The sequence below is a fragment of the Microbacterium sp. genome, from assembly GCF_039812165.1.
In the GTDB taxonomy this organism is placed as follows: domain Bacteria; phylum Actinomycetota; class Actinomycetes; order Actinomycetales; family Microbacteriaceae; genus Microbacterium.
Window position 1 is genome coordinate 1 of record NZ_JBDIAB010000047.1, and the last position, 16,306, is coordinate 16,306.

Annotated in this window: 15 protein-coding genes; all 15 read left to right on the forward strand. The window is 70.5% G+C overall.

The window, feature by feature from the left end:
* Positions 1–640, forward strand: a 640-nt coding sequence (locus WML84_RS05980) for an FHA domain-containing protein (protein ID WP_347345229.1), incomplete at its 5' end; no start/stop codon positions are given.
* A gap of 480 nt (positions 641–1,120) precedes the next feature.
* Positions 1,121–1,489, forward strand: a complete 369-nt coding sequence (gene rpsL, locus WML84_RS05985) for a 30S ribosomal protein S12 (protein ID WP_347345230.1) — start codon at positions 1,121–1,123, stop codon at positions 1,487–1,489.
* A gap of 5 nt (positions 1,490–1,494) precedes the next feature.
* Complete coding sequence (gene rpsG / locus WML84_RS05990; RefSeq protein ID WP_347345231.1) at positions 1,495–1,965, forward strand: 30S ribosomal protein S7; 471 nt, start codon at positions 1,495–1,497, stop codon at positions 1,963–1,965.
* Between the two features lie 81 nt (positions 1,966–2,046).
* A complete protein-coding gene (gene fusA / locus WML84_RS05995; protein WP_347345232.1) occupies positions 2,047–4,161 on the forward strand; it encodes an elongation factor G in 2,115 nt (704 codons plus the stop codon).
* Between the two features lie 107 nt (positions 4,162–4,268).
* Entirely contained in the window at positions 4,269–5,462 is a 1,194-nt protein-coding gene (gene tuf / locus WML84_RS06000) for an elongation factor Tu (RefSeq protein ID WP_347345233.1), read from the forward strand.
* 167 nt (positions 5,463–5,629) lie between these two features.
* Positions 5,630–5,845, forward strand: coding sequence for a hypothetical protein (locus tag WML84_RS06005; protein ID WP_347345234.1), 216 nt, complete (start codon positions 5,630–5,632; stop codon positions 5,843–5,845).
* Positions 5,846–6,064: 219 nt separating this feature from the next.
* On the forward strand, positions 6,065–12,037 hold the full coding sequence (locus WML84_RS06010; RefSeq protein WP_347345235.1) for a DUF5979 domain-containing protein: 5,973 nt from the start codon (positions 6,065–6,067) through the stop codon (positions 12,035–12,037).
* A gap of 345 nt (positions 12,038–12,382) precedes the next feature.
* Entirely contained in the window at positions 12,383–12,691 is a 309-nt protein-coding gene (gene rpsJ / locus WML84_RS06015) for a 30S ribosomal protein S10 (RefSeq protein WP_005050520.1), read from the forward strand.
* A gap of 11 nt (positions 12,692–12,702) precedes the next feature.
* Positions 12,703–13,362 carry a 50S ribosomal protein L3 gene (gene rplC, locus WML84_RS06020; protein ID WP_347345236.1) on the forward strand — a complete coding sequence of 220 codons (660 nt, stop codon included), beginning with the start codon at positions 12,703–12,705 and terminating at the stop codon, positions 13,360–13,362.
* A 2-nt stretch (positions 13,363–13,364) separates the two neighbouring features.
* Positions 13,365–14,027 carry a 50S ribosomal protein L4 gene (rplD, locus tag WML84_RS06025; RefSeq protein WP_347345237.1) on the forward strand — a complete coding sequence of 221 codons (663 nt, stop codon included), beginning with the start codon at positions 13,365–13,367 and terminating at the stop codon, positions 14,025–14,027.
* Entirely contained in the window at positions 14,024–14,365 is a 342-nt protein-coding gene (gene rplW / locus WML84_RS06030; protein WP_347345238.1) for a 50S ribosomal protein L23, read from the forward strand. The genes rplD and rplW overlap by 4 nt, the downstream gene beginning before the upstream one ends.
* 25 nt (positions 14,366–14,390) lie before the next feature.
* Entirely contained in the window at positions 14,391–15,230 is an 840-nt protein-coding gene (gene rplB / locus WML84_RS06035) for a 50S ribosomal protein L2 (protein WP_347345239.1), read from the forward strand.
* Positions 15,231–15,243: 13 nt separating this feature from the next.
* Entirely contained in the window at positions 15,244–15,525 is a 282-nt protein-coding gene (gene rpsS / locus WML84_RS06040) for a 30S ribosomal protein S19 (protein ID WP_347345240.1), read from the forward strand.
* 37 nt (positions 15,526–15,562) lie between these two features.
* Positions 15,563–15,955: a 50S ribosomal protein L22 gene (rplV, locus tag WML84_RS06045; RefSeq protein WP_347345241.1), complete on the forward strand. Its 393-nt coding sequence runs from the start codon at positions 15,563–15,565 to the stop codon at positions 15,953–15,955.
* Positions 15,955–16,306: 30S ribosomal protein S3 (gene rpsC, locus WML84_RS06050; RefSeq protein ID WP_347345242.1), on the forward strand; the 352-nt coding region annotated here is incomplete at its 3' end. The genes rplV and rpsC, both read left to right, overlap by 1 nt.

Below are 16,306 nucleotides of genomic sequence, written 5' to 3' on the forward strand. Positions count from 1 at the left end.
CGTCGCCCCGCCGTCCACGCTGCCGCTCATCGTGCCCCCGCCCTCCGGGTCGCCCGCCGAGCCGGCGCCCCCGGCGGACGCGCCGATGTGGCAGGCGCCCGTGCGCGAGGTGCCCGCCGCGGTCGTCCGCCCGCACCGCGAGCTGTGGGCGCCGCCGCCCGACCCCGACGCCCCCGACCTGTTCCCCGAGCAGTCGGTGGAGATCTCCGCGGTCGTCGGGTCGCCCGCCGCCGGCGCCCCGATCACGGCCGTCGAGGCGATGCTCGACGGCGACGACCTCGACCAGACCGTCGTCGTGAGCCGCCGGCGCGCGTGGCAGCTGCTCCCGGCATCCGGCCCGCCGATCGCGCTCGTCGCCGACGTCGTGATCCTGGGGCGCCAGCCCGACGCCCAGCAGGCCTTCCCCGGCGCGCAGCTGGTCGCGCTCGACGACCGCACGCGCACGGTCTCGAAGACCCACGCGCGGCTGGAGCGTCACGGCGACGGCTGGCGCGTCGTCGACCTGCACTCCACCAACGGGGTCGTCGTGACCGCCGCCGACGGCGCCGACGCCGAGATCGCGCCGGATGCCGCCGTCCCGGTGCGCGAGCGGTTCGTCCTCGGCGACGTGGAGCTGCGGCTGGTGCGGCTCGCGCGCTGAGCCGCACAACCCTCGCCCGCCCCGCCCCGGGCATCCCGCCCCGCCCCGCCCCCGCCTCATCCCGTCCTCTCCCGCCCGGCCACTTCTCGCCGAGTCACTGCCTTCGCACCGGTTCACTGCGCTGCAGCGGAGTGAGTCGGCGGTCGGCCAGTGACTCGGTGACCAGGGCAGAGCGGCCCGCGACGAGCGGTGGCGGCGGGCGGCGGGTGCGAGCGGCGGAGAGCTCGGGCGCCGGCCTCCGCGAGGTTGACCGTCCAGGGCCGCACGCGTAGTATTGACCGGGTGTGCGCTCACGCGCGCCGTCCTGCGTGCCTCGGTGCGCCAGCCGGCGCAGGGGCGCCGCATCTCAGGGAGACGGCCTGCGAACAGGCCACCCCCACGGCATATCCACCACCGAAGGCTCGCCCGCTCGTGGCGCGCCGGTGGATCTGTGGTGAAACCACGAACGCTGTCACCGTGCAGCACCGACAAGGAGAGAACGTGCCAACCATTCAGCAGTTGGTTCGCAAGGGCCGTTCGCCGAAGGTCTCGAAGACCAAGGCGCCGGCACTGCGGTCGAACCCCCAGCAGGCGGGCGTCTGCACCCGCGTGTACACGACCACGCCCAGGAAGCCGAACTCGGCGATGCGCAAGGTCGCCCGTGTCAAGCTCCGCAACGGCACCGAGGTCACCGCGTACATCCCCGGCGAGGGCCACAACCTGCAGGAGCACTCGCTCGTGCTCGTCCGCGGCGGCCGTGTGAAGGACCTCCCCGGCGTCCGCTACAAGATCGTCCGCGGCGCCCTGGACACCCAGGCCGTCAAGAACCGCAAGCAGGCCCGTAGCCGCTACGGCGCCAAGAAGGGCTGAGTCAGATGCCTCGCAAGGGACCCGCGCCCCGCCGCGTCGTCGTCAACGACCCGGTCTACGGCGCTCCGATCGTCACCCAGCTGGTGAACAAGATCCTCGTCGACGGCAAGAAGTCGCTCGCCGAGTCGATCGTCTACAGCGCGCTCCGCGGCGTCGAGGCCAAGAACGGCCAGGACGCCGTCGCGACGCTCAAGAAGGCGCTCGACAACGTGCGCCCCACCCTCGAGGTCAAGAGCCGTCGCGTCGGCGGCTCGACCTACCAGGTGCCCGTCGAGGTCAAGCCGCACCGCGCGAACACCCTCGCGCTGCGCTGGCTCGTCAGCTACGCCAAGGGCCGTCGTGAGAAGACGATGACCGAGCGCCTGCAGAACGAGATCCTGGACGCCTCGAACGGCCTCGGTGCCGCGGTCAAGCGCCGCGAGGACACCCACAAGATGGCCGAGTCCAACCGCGCCTTCGCGCACTACCGCTGGTAACCAGTTCACGCGTCGGCCGGAGACGACCTCTCCGGCCGACGCTCCACGACATCCGACACAACACGTAAGGACGACCCACCCGTGGCACAAGAAGTGCTCAGCGACCTCAAGATGGTCCGCAACATCGGCATCATGGCGCACATCGATGCCGGGAAGACGACGACGACCGAGCGCATCCTGTTCTACACGGGCGTCAACCACAAGATCGGCGAGACGCACGACGGTGCGGCGACGACCGACTGGATGGAGCAGGAGCAGGAGCGCGGCATCACGATCACGTCGGCCGCCGTGACCTGCTTCTGGGACAAGCACCAGATCAACATCATCGACACCCCCGGCCACGTCGACTTCACGGTCGAGGTCGAGCGGTCGCTGCGCGTCCTCGACGGCGCGGTCGCCGTGTTCGACGGCAAGGAGGGCGTGGAGCCCCAGTCCGAGACGGTGTGGCGCCAGGCCGACAAGTACGACGTGCCGCGCATCTGCTTCGTCAACAAGATGGACAAGCTCGGCGCCGACTTCTACTTCACGGTCGACACGATCGTCAACCGCCTGAAGGCGAAGCCGCTCGTGCTGCAGCTGCCCATCGGCTCGGAGAGCGACTTCGTCGGCGTCATCGACCTCGTGCAGATGCGCGCGCTGGTGTGGCCCGGCGACGCCAAGGGCGACGTGACCATGGGCGCCAAGTACGAGATCCAGGAGATCCCGGCCGACCTCGCCGACCAGGCCGCCGAGTACCGCGAGAAGCTGCTCGAGACCGTCGCCGAGAGCGACGAGGAGCTGCTGGAGAAGTACTTCGGCGGCGAGGAGCTCACGGTCGCCGAGATCAAGGGCGCCATCCGCAAGCTCACCGTCGGCGGCGAGCTGTACCCGGTGCTGTGCGGCTCCGCGTTCAAGAACCGCGGCGTGCAGCCGATGCTCGACGCGGTCGTGGACTACCTCCCGTCGCCGCTGGACGTGCCCGCCATCGAGGCGCACGACCCCAAGGACGAAGAGATCGTCATCGAGCGTCACCCCGACGCCAACGATCCCTTCGCCGCGCTCGCGTTCAAGGTCGCCGTGCACCCGTTCTTCGGTCGCCTCACCTACGTGCGCGTCTACTCGGGCCACCTCGACTCCGGTGCCCAGGTCATCAACTCGACCAAGGGCAAGAAGGAGCGCATCGGGAAGATCTTCCAGATGCACGCCAACAAGGAGAACCCGGTCGGCTCGCTCACCGCGGGCAACATCTACGCCGTGATCGGCCTGAAGGACACCACCACCGGTGACACCCTCGCCGACCCGGGCGCGCCGGTGGTCCTCGAGTCGATGACCTTCCCCGAGCCCGTCATCGAGGTCGCGATCGAGCCGAAGACCAAGGCCGACCAGGAGAAGCTGGGTCTCGCGATCCAGAAGCTCGCCGAGGAGGACCCCACCTTCCGCACCGAGCTGAACCCCGAGACCGGCCAGACCGTCATCAAGGGCATGGGCGAGCTGCACCTCGACATCCTGGTCGACCGCATGAAGCGGGAGTTCAAGGTCGAGGCCAACGTCGGCAAGCCCCAGGTCGCGTACCGCGAGACGATCCGCAAGGCCGTCGAGCGTCACGACTACACGCACAAGAAGCAGACCGGCGGCTCGGGCCAGTTCGCGAAGATCCAGTTCGCGATCGAGCCCATCGAGGTCACGGCCGACAAGATCTACGAGTTCGAGAACAAGGTCACCGGTGGCCGCATCCCGCGCGAGTACATCGAGCCGACCAACCAGGGCTTCCAGGACGCGATGGCCGTCGGCGTGCTCGCCGGCTACCCGGTCGTCGGCGTGAAGGCGACCCTCATCGACGGCGCGTCGCACGACGTCGACTCGTCCGAGATGGCGTTCAAGATCGCCGGCTCCATGGGCTTCAAGGAGGCTCTCCGCAAGGCGGGCCCCGCGCTCCTCGAGCCGCTCATGGCGGTCGAGGTGCGCACGCCCGAGGAGTACATGGGCGACGTCATCGGCGACCTGAACTCGCGTCGCGGCCAGATCCAGTCGATGGAGGACGCCGCCGGCGTCAAGGTCGTGCGGGCGCTCGTGCCGCTGTCCGAGATGTTCGGCTACATCGGCGACCTGCGCTCGAAGACCTCGGGCCGCGCGGTCTACTCGATGGAGTTCGACAGCTACGCCGAGGTGCCGCGCAACGTGGCCGACGAGATCGTCCAGAAGGCCAAGGGCGAATAGCTCTCGGCATCCACTCAACTCAATACACCTAAACTGAAACCATCCCCGTAGAGAACCGGGCGCTCGTGTGCGCCCGCTCGCTACACGACCGTCCTGAGGAGGACCCAGTGGCTAAGGCCAAGTTCGAGCGGACCAAGCCGCACGTGAACATCGGAACGATCGGTCACGTCGACCACGGCAAGACCACGCTCACCGCCGCGATCTCGAAGGTGCTCGCTGACGCGTACCCGTCGGCCACCAACGTGAAGCGCGACTTCGCGTCGATCGACTCGGCTCCCGAGGAGCGTCAGCGCGGCATCACGATCAACATCTCGCACGTCGAGTACGAGACCCCGAAGCGTCACTACGCGCACGTCGACGCCCCGGGTCACGCCGACTACATCAAGAACATGATCACCGGTGCCGCCCAGATGGACGGCGCGATCCTCGTGGTCGCCGCGACCGACGGCCCGATGGCCCAGACCCGCGAGCACGTGCTGCTCGCCAAGCAGGTCGGCGTGCCGTACCTGCTGGTCGCCCTGAACAAGAGCGACATGGTCGACGACGAGGAGATCCTGGAGCTCGTCGAGCTCGAGGTCCGCGAGCTCCTCTCGAGCCAGGACTTCGACGGCGACAACGCTCCGGTCGTCCGCGTCTCGGGCCTCAAGGCTCTCGAGGGCGACGCCGAGTGGACGCAGTCGATCCTCGACCTGATGGCCGCCGTCGACGAGTCCATCCCGGACCCGGTGCGCGACAAGGACAAGCCGTTCCTCATGCCGATCGAGGACGTCTTCACCATCACCGGTCGTGGCACCGTCGTGACGGGCCGCGCCGAGCGTGGCACGCTGAAGATCAACTCCGAGGTCGAGATCGTGGGTCTGCGCCCGACGCAGAAGACGATCGTCACCGGCATCGAGATGTTCCACAAGCAGCTCGACGAGGCGTGGGCCGGCGAGAACTGCGGTCTCCTGCTCCGCGGCACCAAGCGCGACGAGGTCGAGCGCGGCCAGGTCGTCGTGAAGCCGGGCTCGGTCACCCCGCACACCAACTTCGAGGGCACGGCGTACATCCTGTCCAAGGAGGAGGGCGGCCGTCACAACCCGTTCTTCACGAACTACCGTCCGCAGTTCTACTTCCGCACCACCGACGTCACCGGCGTCATCACGCTGCCCGAGGGCACCGAGATGGTCATGCCCGGCGACACCACCGACATGACGGTCGAGCTCATCCAGCCGATCGCCATGGAGGAGGGCCTCGGCTTCGCGATCCGTGAGGGTGGCCGCACCGTCGGCGCCGGCACGGTGACCAAGATCCTCAAGTGAGCCGCGCGGCCTAGCCGCTGCTCAGCAGAGCCCCCGGGACCTCGGTTCCGGGGGCTCTGGCGTTCCCGGGCACGGGGTTCCCACGCACCCTGTCGACGCGATCGGGCCAGGGAGCATAATCGGTATCGCGGGGGCACCCCGCGGCATCCGATCGGGAGGGATCTGCAATGGGCATCGACGACATCGTCAACAAGGGCAAGGAGCTGTTCGAGGAGAACAAGGAGAAGGTCGAGGAGTTCCTCAAGAGCGACCAGGTCGAGGAGGTCAGCGACAAGATCCTCGACGGCGCCGCGGGCCTGGCCAAGAAGGTCGTCCCGGGCGATCACCACGGCACCGTCGACGACGTGCGCGACAACGTCGACAAGGCCGTCGGCAACGAGTAGTGCTCCCGAGGGGATGCCGGCGCCGCCGGCATCCCCTCCGTCGTCTGCGCGGCTCACCCACGGCGGGCGAGCCGCGCAGGGGGCGAGCATGCGGATGTCGCCGAAAGGGTTCCCTTCGCGCGGGGCGCCGGGCAGAATGCCAGGACTGGGGAAAGCGTGAGAACTGGGGAACCGTGACAGCCCGCGTCCCGTGAGGGGGCGCCGACCGAAAGCGCACCCGTGTCCTCCATCACCGCACCCGTACGCTCCTCGGCGTGGCGGCGTCTGCTCCTGGCGTGCCTCGCGATCCTCGCCGTCGTCCTGACCGGTGTGGTCGTGCCCACGGCGGCGTCGGCGGTCGAGTCGGCGCTGCGCATCGACAAGAAGGTCGACGGGCTCGAGCTGGCCGAGCTCGTGCCGGGCGACGAGTTCACCTATACGGTCGACCTCACGTGTCTCGACGAGGACTGTGTCGACGTCGAGCTCGTCGACACGCTGCCGGCGGAGCTGGCGGGCTTCCGGCTGGTCGGCGCGTCCTACGAGCCGGCGGATCTGCCGCTCGCCGTGGACTCGGAGGGCTGCGTCGAGGACGGCTCCGGCGCGGCCGTCGAGGTCACCGACGACTGCTCGTTCCGCGTCGACTTCCTGCAGGATCTCGGCGACGGGGCGGTCGGCCTGATCGCCGGCGGGACGCTGAAGCTGAGCCTCGTGCTGCAGGTGCCGGATGACCTGTCGCCGGACTGGCCGCACAACGGCGCGACCATCACCAACACCTCCGCCGCGTCGTGGAGCAACGGGCCGGGCGACCTCCCGGCGAGCCTCACGGACGGCGCCGACGTCGTGATCACCGTCGCCGAGGTGATCGACGTGGAGGCGAGCAAGGAGTGGAGCCCCGCCTCGCAGCAGTTCGAGCCCGGCGACGTGTCGACGATCACCCTCGGCGCGCAGAACCTGTCGAACCTCTCCGCCGAGGCGCTCGTGGTCCAGGACCCGGTGAGCGCCGTCGACGGAGCCGCCGAGCTGGGCGCCGACAACCCGTTCCGGATCGTCGACTTCCAAGGCTTCGGGGCCCTGGCGCTGCCGGCGGACGCGACGACGGTGACCGTCGACGCGTATGTGTACGACACCGACTCCGAGACGTGGGCATGGGTGCCCGGCGGCGCCGGCGCGCTGCCGGCCCTGCCGATCGGCGTCGAGCCCGCCGACGTCGGCGGCGTGCGCCTCACCTTCGCGGGTGGTCCGATCCAACCGGATGCCACGGCCTCGACCGCGTTCACGGTCGCGCAGCGCGCCGCCGACCGCGACAGCGGCGCGACGCTCTCCGGCGGGGCATCGCTCACGAACGCCGTGAGCGCGACGGTCGTCGTGCCCGGTCGCGACGGCGTGAGCGACGAGGCCACCGCGCCGTTCGAGGTCGGACCCCTCACCGTCGACGTGAGCGGCTCGAAGTCGATCGAGCCGGGCGAGCTCCCCGCCGGCGGCACGGCGACCGCGACGCTCGGCGTCGTCAACGAGTCGAACGGTCCCGTCGACGCGCTCACGATCTCGGACCTGGGCTTCTTCGACGCCGACATGGCGTTCGGCGGGTTCCCGGACGGCATCGGGTACCCGACCGGCGCGACGGAGGCGAGCATCGTCTGGTACGTCGACGGCGCACCGCTGCCCGCCGAGGCGTTCGCCGACGGCGCCTCGCCGCCGCCGCCCGCCGGCACCGTCACCGGCTTCGTCGTCGAGTTCCGCGGCGACATCCCGGCGGGGGAGGGCGCGAGCCTCGACGCGACGATCGAGCCCGCGCTCGGGCTCGTGACCGAGACGGAACGCGTGCACCGGCGCACCAACACGATCGACGTGACCGCGACGAACGCGGTCGGCACCGCCGCGGACGACGCCTCCGACGAGATCGTCGTCTACTACCCCGAGATCGACATCGCCCTCGACAAGGCCATCCGCCCCGGTGGAGCCGTCGAGCCGGGCAACAGCGTGGTCACGAGCCTCACGGCGACCACGGGCAGCGGCGTGGCACAGGTCGACCCCACGCACATCGCCGTCGAGGACTCGTGGCGCGAGGACCGGCCGGACGACTTCTGGAACGCGTTCGACATCGCCGGCATCGCCCCCACGCAGGTGCCGCCGCGCACCACGCTCACCGTGGAGTACCAGCGTCCGGACGGATCGTGGGCGACTGCCGCGGTCGTGCCGCCGCAGGACGGGGCGCAGATCGTCCAGCTGAGCCGCGCGGAGCTCGCCGCCGCGCTGACGGCGCCCGACACGCTCGCGGACGTCACCGGCATCCGCTTCTCGTTCGACAACCCCGAGGGATTCCCGCAGGGCTTCAGCGTCATCCCGAACGTCGTCTTCGACGCGCGCTCCGAGCTGCGCGACGGCTCCGGGCCGGTCGACCCGCGCGACGAGCCGGAGGACTCGCAGGCCGCGCAGGAGCCCACGATCTACGAGAACGAGGCGACGGCGCAGAGCCACGGCGAGGTCGAGGGTCTCCCCGGCGGCATCGACAGCGAGCTCGTCGACGCGCACGACACCGTGGGCGTGCAGACGCCCGCGACGGGCGTGGGGCCGGGTGCCGACGTGCGCAAGCGCTGGGTGGATGCCGTCGACCGCACCACCGACGTCGACGTGGTCGACGCGCAGTCCGGCGCCGTCGTCACGACGCGCAACGAGTGGCGCACGGGCACGCCCGGGCTGCAGACGCTGACCCTGAGCGATCCGGCCGCCGCGCCCGGCACCGACCCCGCGGAGCCCGCCGACACGGTGTTCCAGGCGTTCGACCTGCTGCGGATCGATCGCATCACGCTCGCGGACGACCCGCTCCTGGCGTGGGACGACGTCTCGGAGGTGTGGCTGTTCCTCGACGGGGCGTGGACGCAGCTCGCCCCGGACGGCGGGACGTGGATGGACCCGGACGGCAGCTTCCGCGGACATCAGCTCACGCCGGAGCAGTCGCTCGGCACGACGGGCGTGCGTCTCGTCTACGTCCCCGACGACGCGGCGCGCGCGGCGAGCTCCGACCCCACCCGCCCGGAGGCGGGCTCGGGCATCGCCCGTTCCGCCGTCGACCAGTACCGGCCGAGCCTCCTCACCTGGCAGCTGCGCAACGTGGTGCGCGATCCGGCGGGGCTGGCCGATCCGTGGGTGACCCAGGGGCAGTCGTTCAACGACCCCGACGAGGGCACGGTGTGGAACAGCCTGCGCGCCGACTGGACCTCGACCGCGGGCTCGGGCAGCGACGTCGACCGTGACGCCATCGCCCTGGTCGACCAGCCGCCGCTCGTCTCGGTCCAGAAGCGGGCGACGCCCTCGTCGGTCACGGTGCCCGAGGCCGCCGACGTCGACCCGGCCGACTATCCGACGATCGACTTCGCCCTGACGGCGACGAACGACAGCACCGCCCGCGCGTCGTACCTGCGCGTCACGGATCCGATCCCGTGCGCCGCCGGCCAGGCCGACGAATGCGTGAGCGCACCGGACGCGTGGGATGGCGACCCCTTCGCCGGGGCCGCGTACGACCCGGCGCGCAACCCGTATGAATGGCTCGCCGTGCGCTCGCTGAGCTTCACCTATCCTGCCGGCGAGGTCGACCCGGCGAGCTCGACGGTGACGCTGTGGGATCGCGCGCCCGACGGTGCCCTGAGCACCCGGACGCTGTCGGCGACCGCGGCGGAGGGCCTCGACGCCGCGGCGCTGGAGACCGTCGTCGGCGTGAGCGTCGTGTTCCAGGGCGCGGCGCCCGAGACGAGCGGGGGCACGATCGCGGCGTCCTCGCAGGTCGGCGTCGGCATCCGCACGCAGGTGCGTCAGTTCGAGCGGAGCGACCCCGGCGAGCTCGTGTCGGCGCGCCGCATCGACAACGACGCGATCGCGCAGTCGTACGATCCGGTGCTGTTCCCGAGCGGTGCGGCCTCGACGCCCGCCGACCAGGACGGCGCGTCGGTGCAGCTGCGCACCGGCGTCCTCGACGTCGAGCTCGCGAAGACCATCGCTCCCGACGCCCTGCTCGAGGCCGGGCTCGGCACGCCGGTGCGGGTGAGCCTCGACGCCGCAGACGGCGACTCCACGGTCGCGACGCAGCAGGTGACGATCGCCGACGCCGATCCCGGCTTCTGGAACGCGATCCGGCTCGCCGACGCGCCGAACCTCGCGGTCGTGCTGCCGGCGGGCGCCGACCAGGTCCGCGTCGACGCGCTCGTCGACGGTGCATGGGTCGAGGGCGTGTTCGCGGCATCCGCCGTCCTGCCGTCCGTCCCGGCGGCGGACGTGACGGGCCTGCGGGCGGTGTTCCGCGACGCCGCCGGCGAGGTCTTCTCGCGCACGTCGCCGCCGGCCGACTGGCAGGCCCGCCTCGCCTTCGACGTGCTCGTCCTCACCACGCAGCGCGACGGGGCCGAGCTCTCCCTGCCGGCCCGGTTCCACAACGTCGCGACGGCGAGCAGCGAGCGTCTCGACGGCCGCTACTCGCCCGCGGACGACGCGGCCGGCGCCGACCTCGCGGTCGATCCGGGCACGCGCCGCATCGACGTCGTCAAGTCGCATCCGGGGACGAGCCACATCGTGCCGATCGGCGGCGTGCTGCCCTGGACGCTCGCCTTCACGAACACCGGCACCGGCTATCTGACCGTCGAGGAGCTGGTCGACACGCTGCCGGCGCACCTGGAGTGGGACTTCGTCGATCCGGTGTTCGCGACGTCGGCGGGCGGCACCCTGTCGACCGACGTGGTCGTGACCGCAGACGGCACCGGCAAGGTGCTCGGCTTCCGCTGGCCGGAGGGCGGCCGGACGATGTCGCCGGGCGAGACGTTCACCATCGCGATCGGTCTGTCGCTGACCCCGGGCCTGCGGTTCGACGAGTGGGCGACGAACGCCTTCGTCGTCACGACCGCGGAGGAGCTCGACGCCTGCACGAACACCGGCAACGGCGAGGGGACGATCGCGGGGCTGCCGGCCGACCAGTGCGGCACGACGAACTACGTGCAGCCGGCGCCGGGCGGCTCGCTCTCGGCGACCAAGCACGTCCGGGGCGAGATCGACGGCGACCTGGTCGACGGCCAGGTGAACCTGAACAACCCGGATGCCGCGTGCCCGATCGACGACGAGGGCTACACGCGCACGCCGTGCGCCGCCTACACCGCCGTCGGCGCGACCGACGACTGGAAGCTGACGGTGCTCAACAGCGGCACCGTCGGGTTCCCGACCCTGTCGATCGTGGATCCGCTGCCGCGTCCGGGCGACCGCATGCTGGCCACCGGGGCCGCGCGCGGGAGCACCTTCGGTCCGGTGCTGCTCCCGCAGTCGCTCGGGACCAACTCGCTGCCCGAGGGCACCGTGGTGCGCCTGGACGTGACGACGTCGCCGTCGCCGTGCGTCGGCACCGACCCGACGCCGGCGTGGGAGGGCGACCTCCACTGCGACACGACGGCGTCGTGGGTTCCGGTGCTCGACTACGCCGGCGAATGGGTCGACGTGACGGGCATGCGCGTGACCTTCGACTTCACCGGCACGGCCGCGGGCGAGCTCGCGCCGGGGCAGTCGCTGGGGCTCCACTACCAGACCCGCAACGACCCGGCGACGGCCGCGCATCCCGAGCTCGCGCCGATCGCGGTGCCCGACCAGGGCGGGCTCGCCTGGAACCAGATCGGCGCCGTGGGCACCGACCGCGCGGGCCAGCGCTACGCGGTCGCCCCGGTGAAGGCGGGCGTCACGCTGCTGCACGGCGACCTGGGCGTCGCCAAGACGCTGGAGGGCGCGGTGGAGATCGCGCCGGAGGCCTTCGAGTTCCAGGCCGTGTGCACGGTCGCGGGCGCCCCGCTCGTGCTACCCGGCGACGGGATCGTGACCGTCACGCGCGACGGCGGTCTCGACGGGCGGGTCGACGGGCTCCCGCTGGGCTCGGTGTGCGACGTGACCGAGCGGGGTCCGGTCGGGCGATACGGCGAGGAGTCGCGCACCGGCGACGGGCAGCGCGTCATCATCACCACGCCGGCGTCCGACGGGGCGGAGATCCCGACGGTGCAGACCGCGGCGATCGCGAACGTCTACGTGACGCCGCCGGTGACGCCGCCGGTGTCTCCGCCCGGTGGCGGCATCGCGGTGACCGGCCTCGACGGCGAGCGCGTGGGCCTGCTCGCCCTGCTCGGCGCACTGCTCGTGCTCGTGGGCGGCGGGGCCGCGCTGCACCGCCGCCGCCGCGCCGCGGCATCCTGATCCGGGCGTGGCGCGTCGTCCCGTCCCTCTCCGGAGGCGACGGGGCGACACGCCCGAGTTTGCGACACGCCCGGGCGACACGTAGACTGAACAGGTTCCACATTCTGACCGCGCTTCGGCGTGCGTCGGATCACTGCCAGGGCAGTGCATAGGCCGATGAGCGCCTAGGCCGCGGGCAGCAGAACACCACAAATCCGACCCGCTCCCGGAAACGGGCTTCGTGCGCGTGCGTGCAGCGGTCGGTCTGACATCAGAACAGCGGTGCGCAAGTGCCCGGCACGGATTCCCGTGCCATGTGCGTCCAATGCCCCAGAGGTACGACGCGAGAAAGAGAGTGAGCAGACAATGGCGGGACAGAAGATCCGCATTCGCCTGAAGTCGTACGACCACGAGGTCATCGACACGTCGGCGCGCAAGATCGTCGACACCGTGACCCGTGCGGGCGCGACGGTCGTGGGCCCGGTGCCCCTTCCGACCGAGAAGAACGTCGTGTGCGTCATCCGGTCGCCCCACAAGTACAAGGACAGCCGCGAGCACTTCGAGATGCGCACCCACAAGCGCCTCATCGACATCATCGACCCGACGCCCAAGGCCGTCGACTCGCTGATGCGTCTCGACCTGCCGGCCGACGTCAACATCGAGATCAAGCTCTGAGGACGACGGACATGGCACACATCAACGAGAAGGTCTCCAAGGGCCTGCTGGGCACCAAGCTCGGCATGACCCAGGTCTGGAACGAGCAGGGCAAGCTCGTCCCCGTCACCGTCATCGAGGTCGCGCCGAACGTGGTCACCCAGGTTCGCACGCCCGAGCGCGACGGCTACAACGCGGTGCAGATCGCCGCCGGGCAGATCGACCCCCGCAAGGTGAACAAGCCCCTCACGGCGCACTTCGAGGCCGCCGGCGTCACGCCGCGCCGCCACGTCACCGAGATCCGCACGGCGGATGCCGCGGACTACTCGCTCGGCCAGGAGCTCACCGTCGACGGCGTGTTCGAGGCCGGCCAGCTGGTCGACGTCGTCGGCACCAGCAAGGGCAAGGGCACCGCGGGCGTCATGAAGCGCCACAACTTCCAGGGCGTCTCGGCATCGCACGGTGCGCACCGCAACCACCGCAAGCCCGGCTCGATCGGCGCGTCCTCGACGCCCAGCCGCGTCTTCAAGGGCATGCGCATGGCCGGCCGCATGGGCGGCGAGCGCGTGACCGTCCTGAACCTCACGGTGCACTCCGTCGACGCCGAGAAGGGTCTGCTGCTCGTCAAGGGCGCCGTCCCCGGCGCGCGCGGCCGCATCGTCTACGTCCGCAACGCAGTGAAGGGTGCCTGAACATGGCCGACTCGACTCTCGCGCTCGACGTCGTGAAGGCCGACGGCAAGAAGGCCGGCTCCGTGGAGCTGCCCGCCGCGCTCTTCGACGTCAAGACGAACATCCCGCTCATCCACCAGGTCGTCGTCGCGCAGCTCGCCGCGGCGCGCCAGGGCACCCACTCGACCAAGCGTCGCGGTGAGGTCTCCGGCGCCGGCCGCAAGCCCTTCAAGCAGAAGGGCACCGGCAACGCGCGTCAGGGCTCGATCCGTGCCCCGCACATGACCGGCGGCGGCATCGTCCACGGCCCGAAGCCGCGCGACTACGCGCAGCGCACCCCGAAGAAGATGGTCGCCGCCGCGCTCCTGGGCGCGCTCAGCGACCGCGCCCGCGGCTCGCGTCTGCACATCGTCGACTCGTTCGGCATCGAGGGCGCGCCCTCGACCAAGACCGCCGCGACCGTGCTGGCCGCGCTGGCGCCGACGAAGAACGTGCTCGTGGTGCTCACGCGCGACGACGAGGCGAGCGCCAAGAGCGTCCGCAACCTCGCGTACGTGCACGTGCTGCACTTCGACCAGCTCAACGCCTACGACGTGCTCGTCTCCGACGACATCGTCTTCACCAAGGCCGCCTACGACGCCTTCGTGTCGTCGAAGACCGGCGCCACCGAGGAGGTCTCCGCATGAGCGGCATCGTTGTTAGCGGAAACGGCCAGAGCGGCCCGTCGCTCCAGATCAATAAGGACCCGCGCGACATCATCCTGAAGCCGATCGTGTCCGAGAAGAGCTACGGGCTCATCGACGAGGGCAAGTACACCTTCCTCGTGGACCCGCGCGCGACCAAGACCGAGATCAAGCTCGCCATCGAGAAGATCTTCGGCGTCAAGGTCGCCTCGGTGAACACGCTCAACCGCGCGGGCAAGGCCCGTCGCACCCGCTTCGGCACCGGTCGCCGCAAGGACACCAAGCGCGCGATCGTCACGCTGAAGTCGGGCACCATCGACATCTTCACGGCAGTCGGCTGACGGTCGGGACAGAGGACCAGAGAACATGGCTATTCGCAAGTACAAGCCCACGACCCCGGGTCGCCGCGGCTCGTCGGTGGCCGACTTCGCCGAGATCACCCGATCGACGCCGGAGAAGTCGCTCCTCCGCCCGCTCGCCAAGACCGGTGGACGCAACAACCAGGGCCGCATCACGACCCGCCACATCGGTGGCGGCCACAAGCGCCAGTACCGCGTGATCGACTTCCGTCGTGCCGACAAGGACGGCATCGACGCGAAGGTCGCCCACATCGAGTACGACCCCAACCGCACCGCGCGCATCGCGCTGCTGCACTACGCCGACGGCGAGAAGCGCTACATCCTCGCACCGAACAAGCTGCAGCAGGGCGCCGTGGTCGAGTCCGGCGCGGGCGCCGACATCAAGCCCGGCAACAACCTCCCGCTGCGCAACATCCCGACCGGTACCGTCGTGCACGCCATCGAGCTCCGCCCCGGCGGCGGCGCGAAGATGGCCCGCTCGGCCGGCGCCGCGGTGCGCCTCGTCGCCAAGGACGGCCCCTACGCGCAGCTGCGTCTGCCCTCGGGCGAGATCCGCAACGTCGACGCGCGCTGCCGCGCCACCATCGGCGAGGTCGGCAACGCCGAGCAGTCCAACATCAACTGGGGCAAGGCCGGCCGCAAGCGCTGGAAGGGCGTGCGCCCGACCGTCCGCGGTGTCGCCATGAACCCGGTCGACCACCCGCACGGTGGTGGTGAGGGCAAGACCTCCGGCGGCCGTCACCCGGTCACGCCGTGGGGTCAGAAGGAGGGGCGCACCCGCCACCCCAACAAGGAGAGCGACAAGTACATCGTCCGTCGTCGCAACGCCGGCAAGAAGCGCAAGTAGGTAGGAACAGAAGATGCCACGCAGTCTCAAGAAGGGCCCCTTCGTCGACGAGCACCTGCTTCGCAAGGTCGTCGCACAGAACGAGGCGGGCACCAAGCACGTCATCAAGACCTGGTCACGTCGCTCGATGATCATCCCGGCCATGCTCGGCCACACGATCGCCGTGCACGACGGACGCAAGCACATCCCCGTGTTCGTGTCCGAGACCATGGTCGGCCACAAGCTGGGCGAGTTCGCGCCCACCCGCACCTTCCGCGGCCACGAGAAGGACGACAAGAAGGGGCGCCGCCGCTGACGCGGCGCGCTCCCGGAGAGGAAAGAGGAGGACAGCAATGGTGGATTCCATCGCACGCGTCAAGCACATCCGCGTGACCCCTCAGAAGGCTCGTCGTGTCGTCGCGCTCATCAAGGGCAAGCAGGCTCAGGAGGCCCTGGCCATCCTGAAGTTCGCGCCGCAGGGCGCCAGCGAGCCGATCTACAAGCTCGTCGCGTCCGCGATCGCCAACGCCCGCGTGAAGGCCGACAAGGACGGCGAGTACCTGGACGAGCAGGACCTGTACGTCGCGAACGCGTTCGTCGACGAGGGCACCACGCTCAAGCGCTTCCAGCCGCGCGCGCAGGGCCGTGCGTTCCAGATCAAGAAGCGCACGAGCCACATCACCGTCGTGCTCGCGACCCCCGAGGTCGCCGAGGCCGGCACCCAGAACAAGAAGGCGAGCAAGTAATGGGACAGAAAGTCAGCCCCTACGGCTTCCGCCTGGGCATCACCACGGACCACGTGTCCCGCTGGTTCTCCGACTCGACGAAGCCGGGCCAGCGCTACGCCGACTACGTGGCCGAGGACATCCGCATCCGCAAGCTGCTGCAGAAGCAGCTCGACCGCGCCGGTGTCAGCCGCATCGAGATCGAGCGCACGCGTGACCGCGTCCGCGTCGACATCCACACCGCCCGCCCGGGCATCGTGATCGGCCGCCGCGGCGCCGAGGCCGAGCGCATCCGCGCCGACCTCGAGAAGCTCACCGGCAAGCAGATCCAGCTCAACATCCTCGAGGTGAAGAACCCCGAGGCCGACGCCC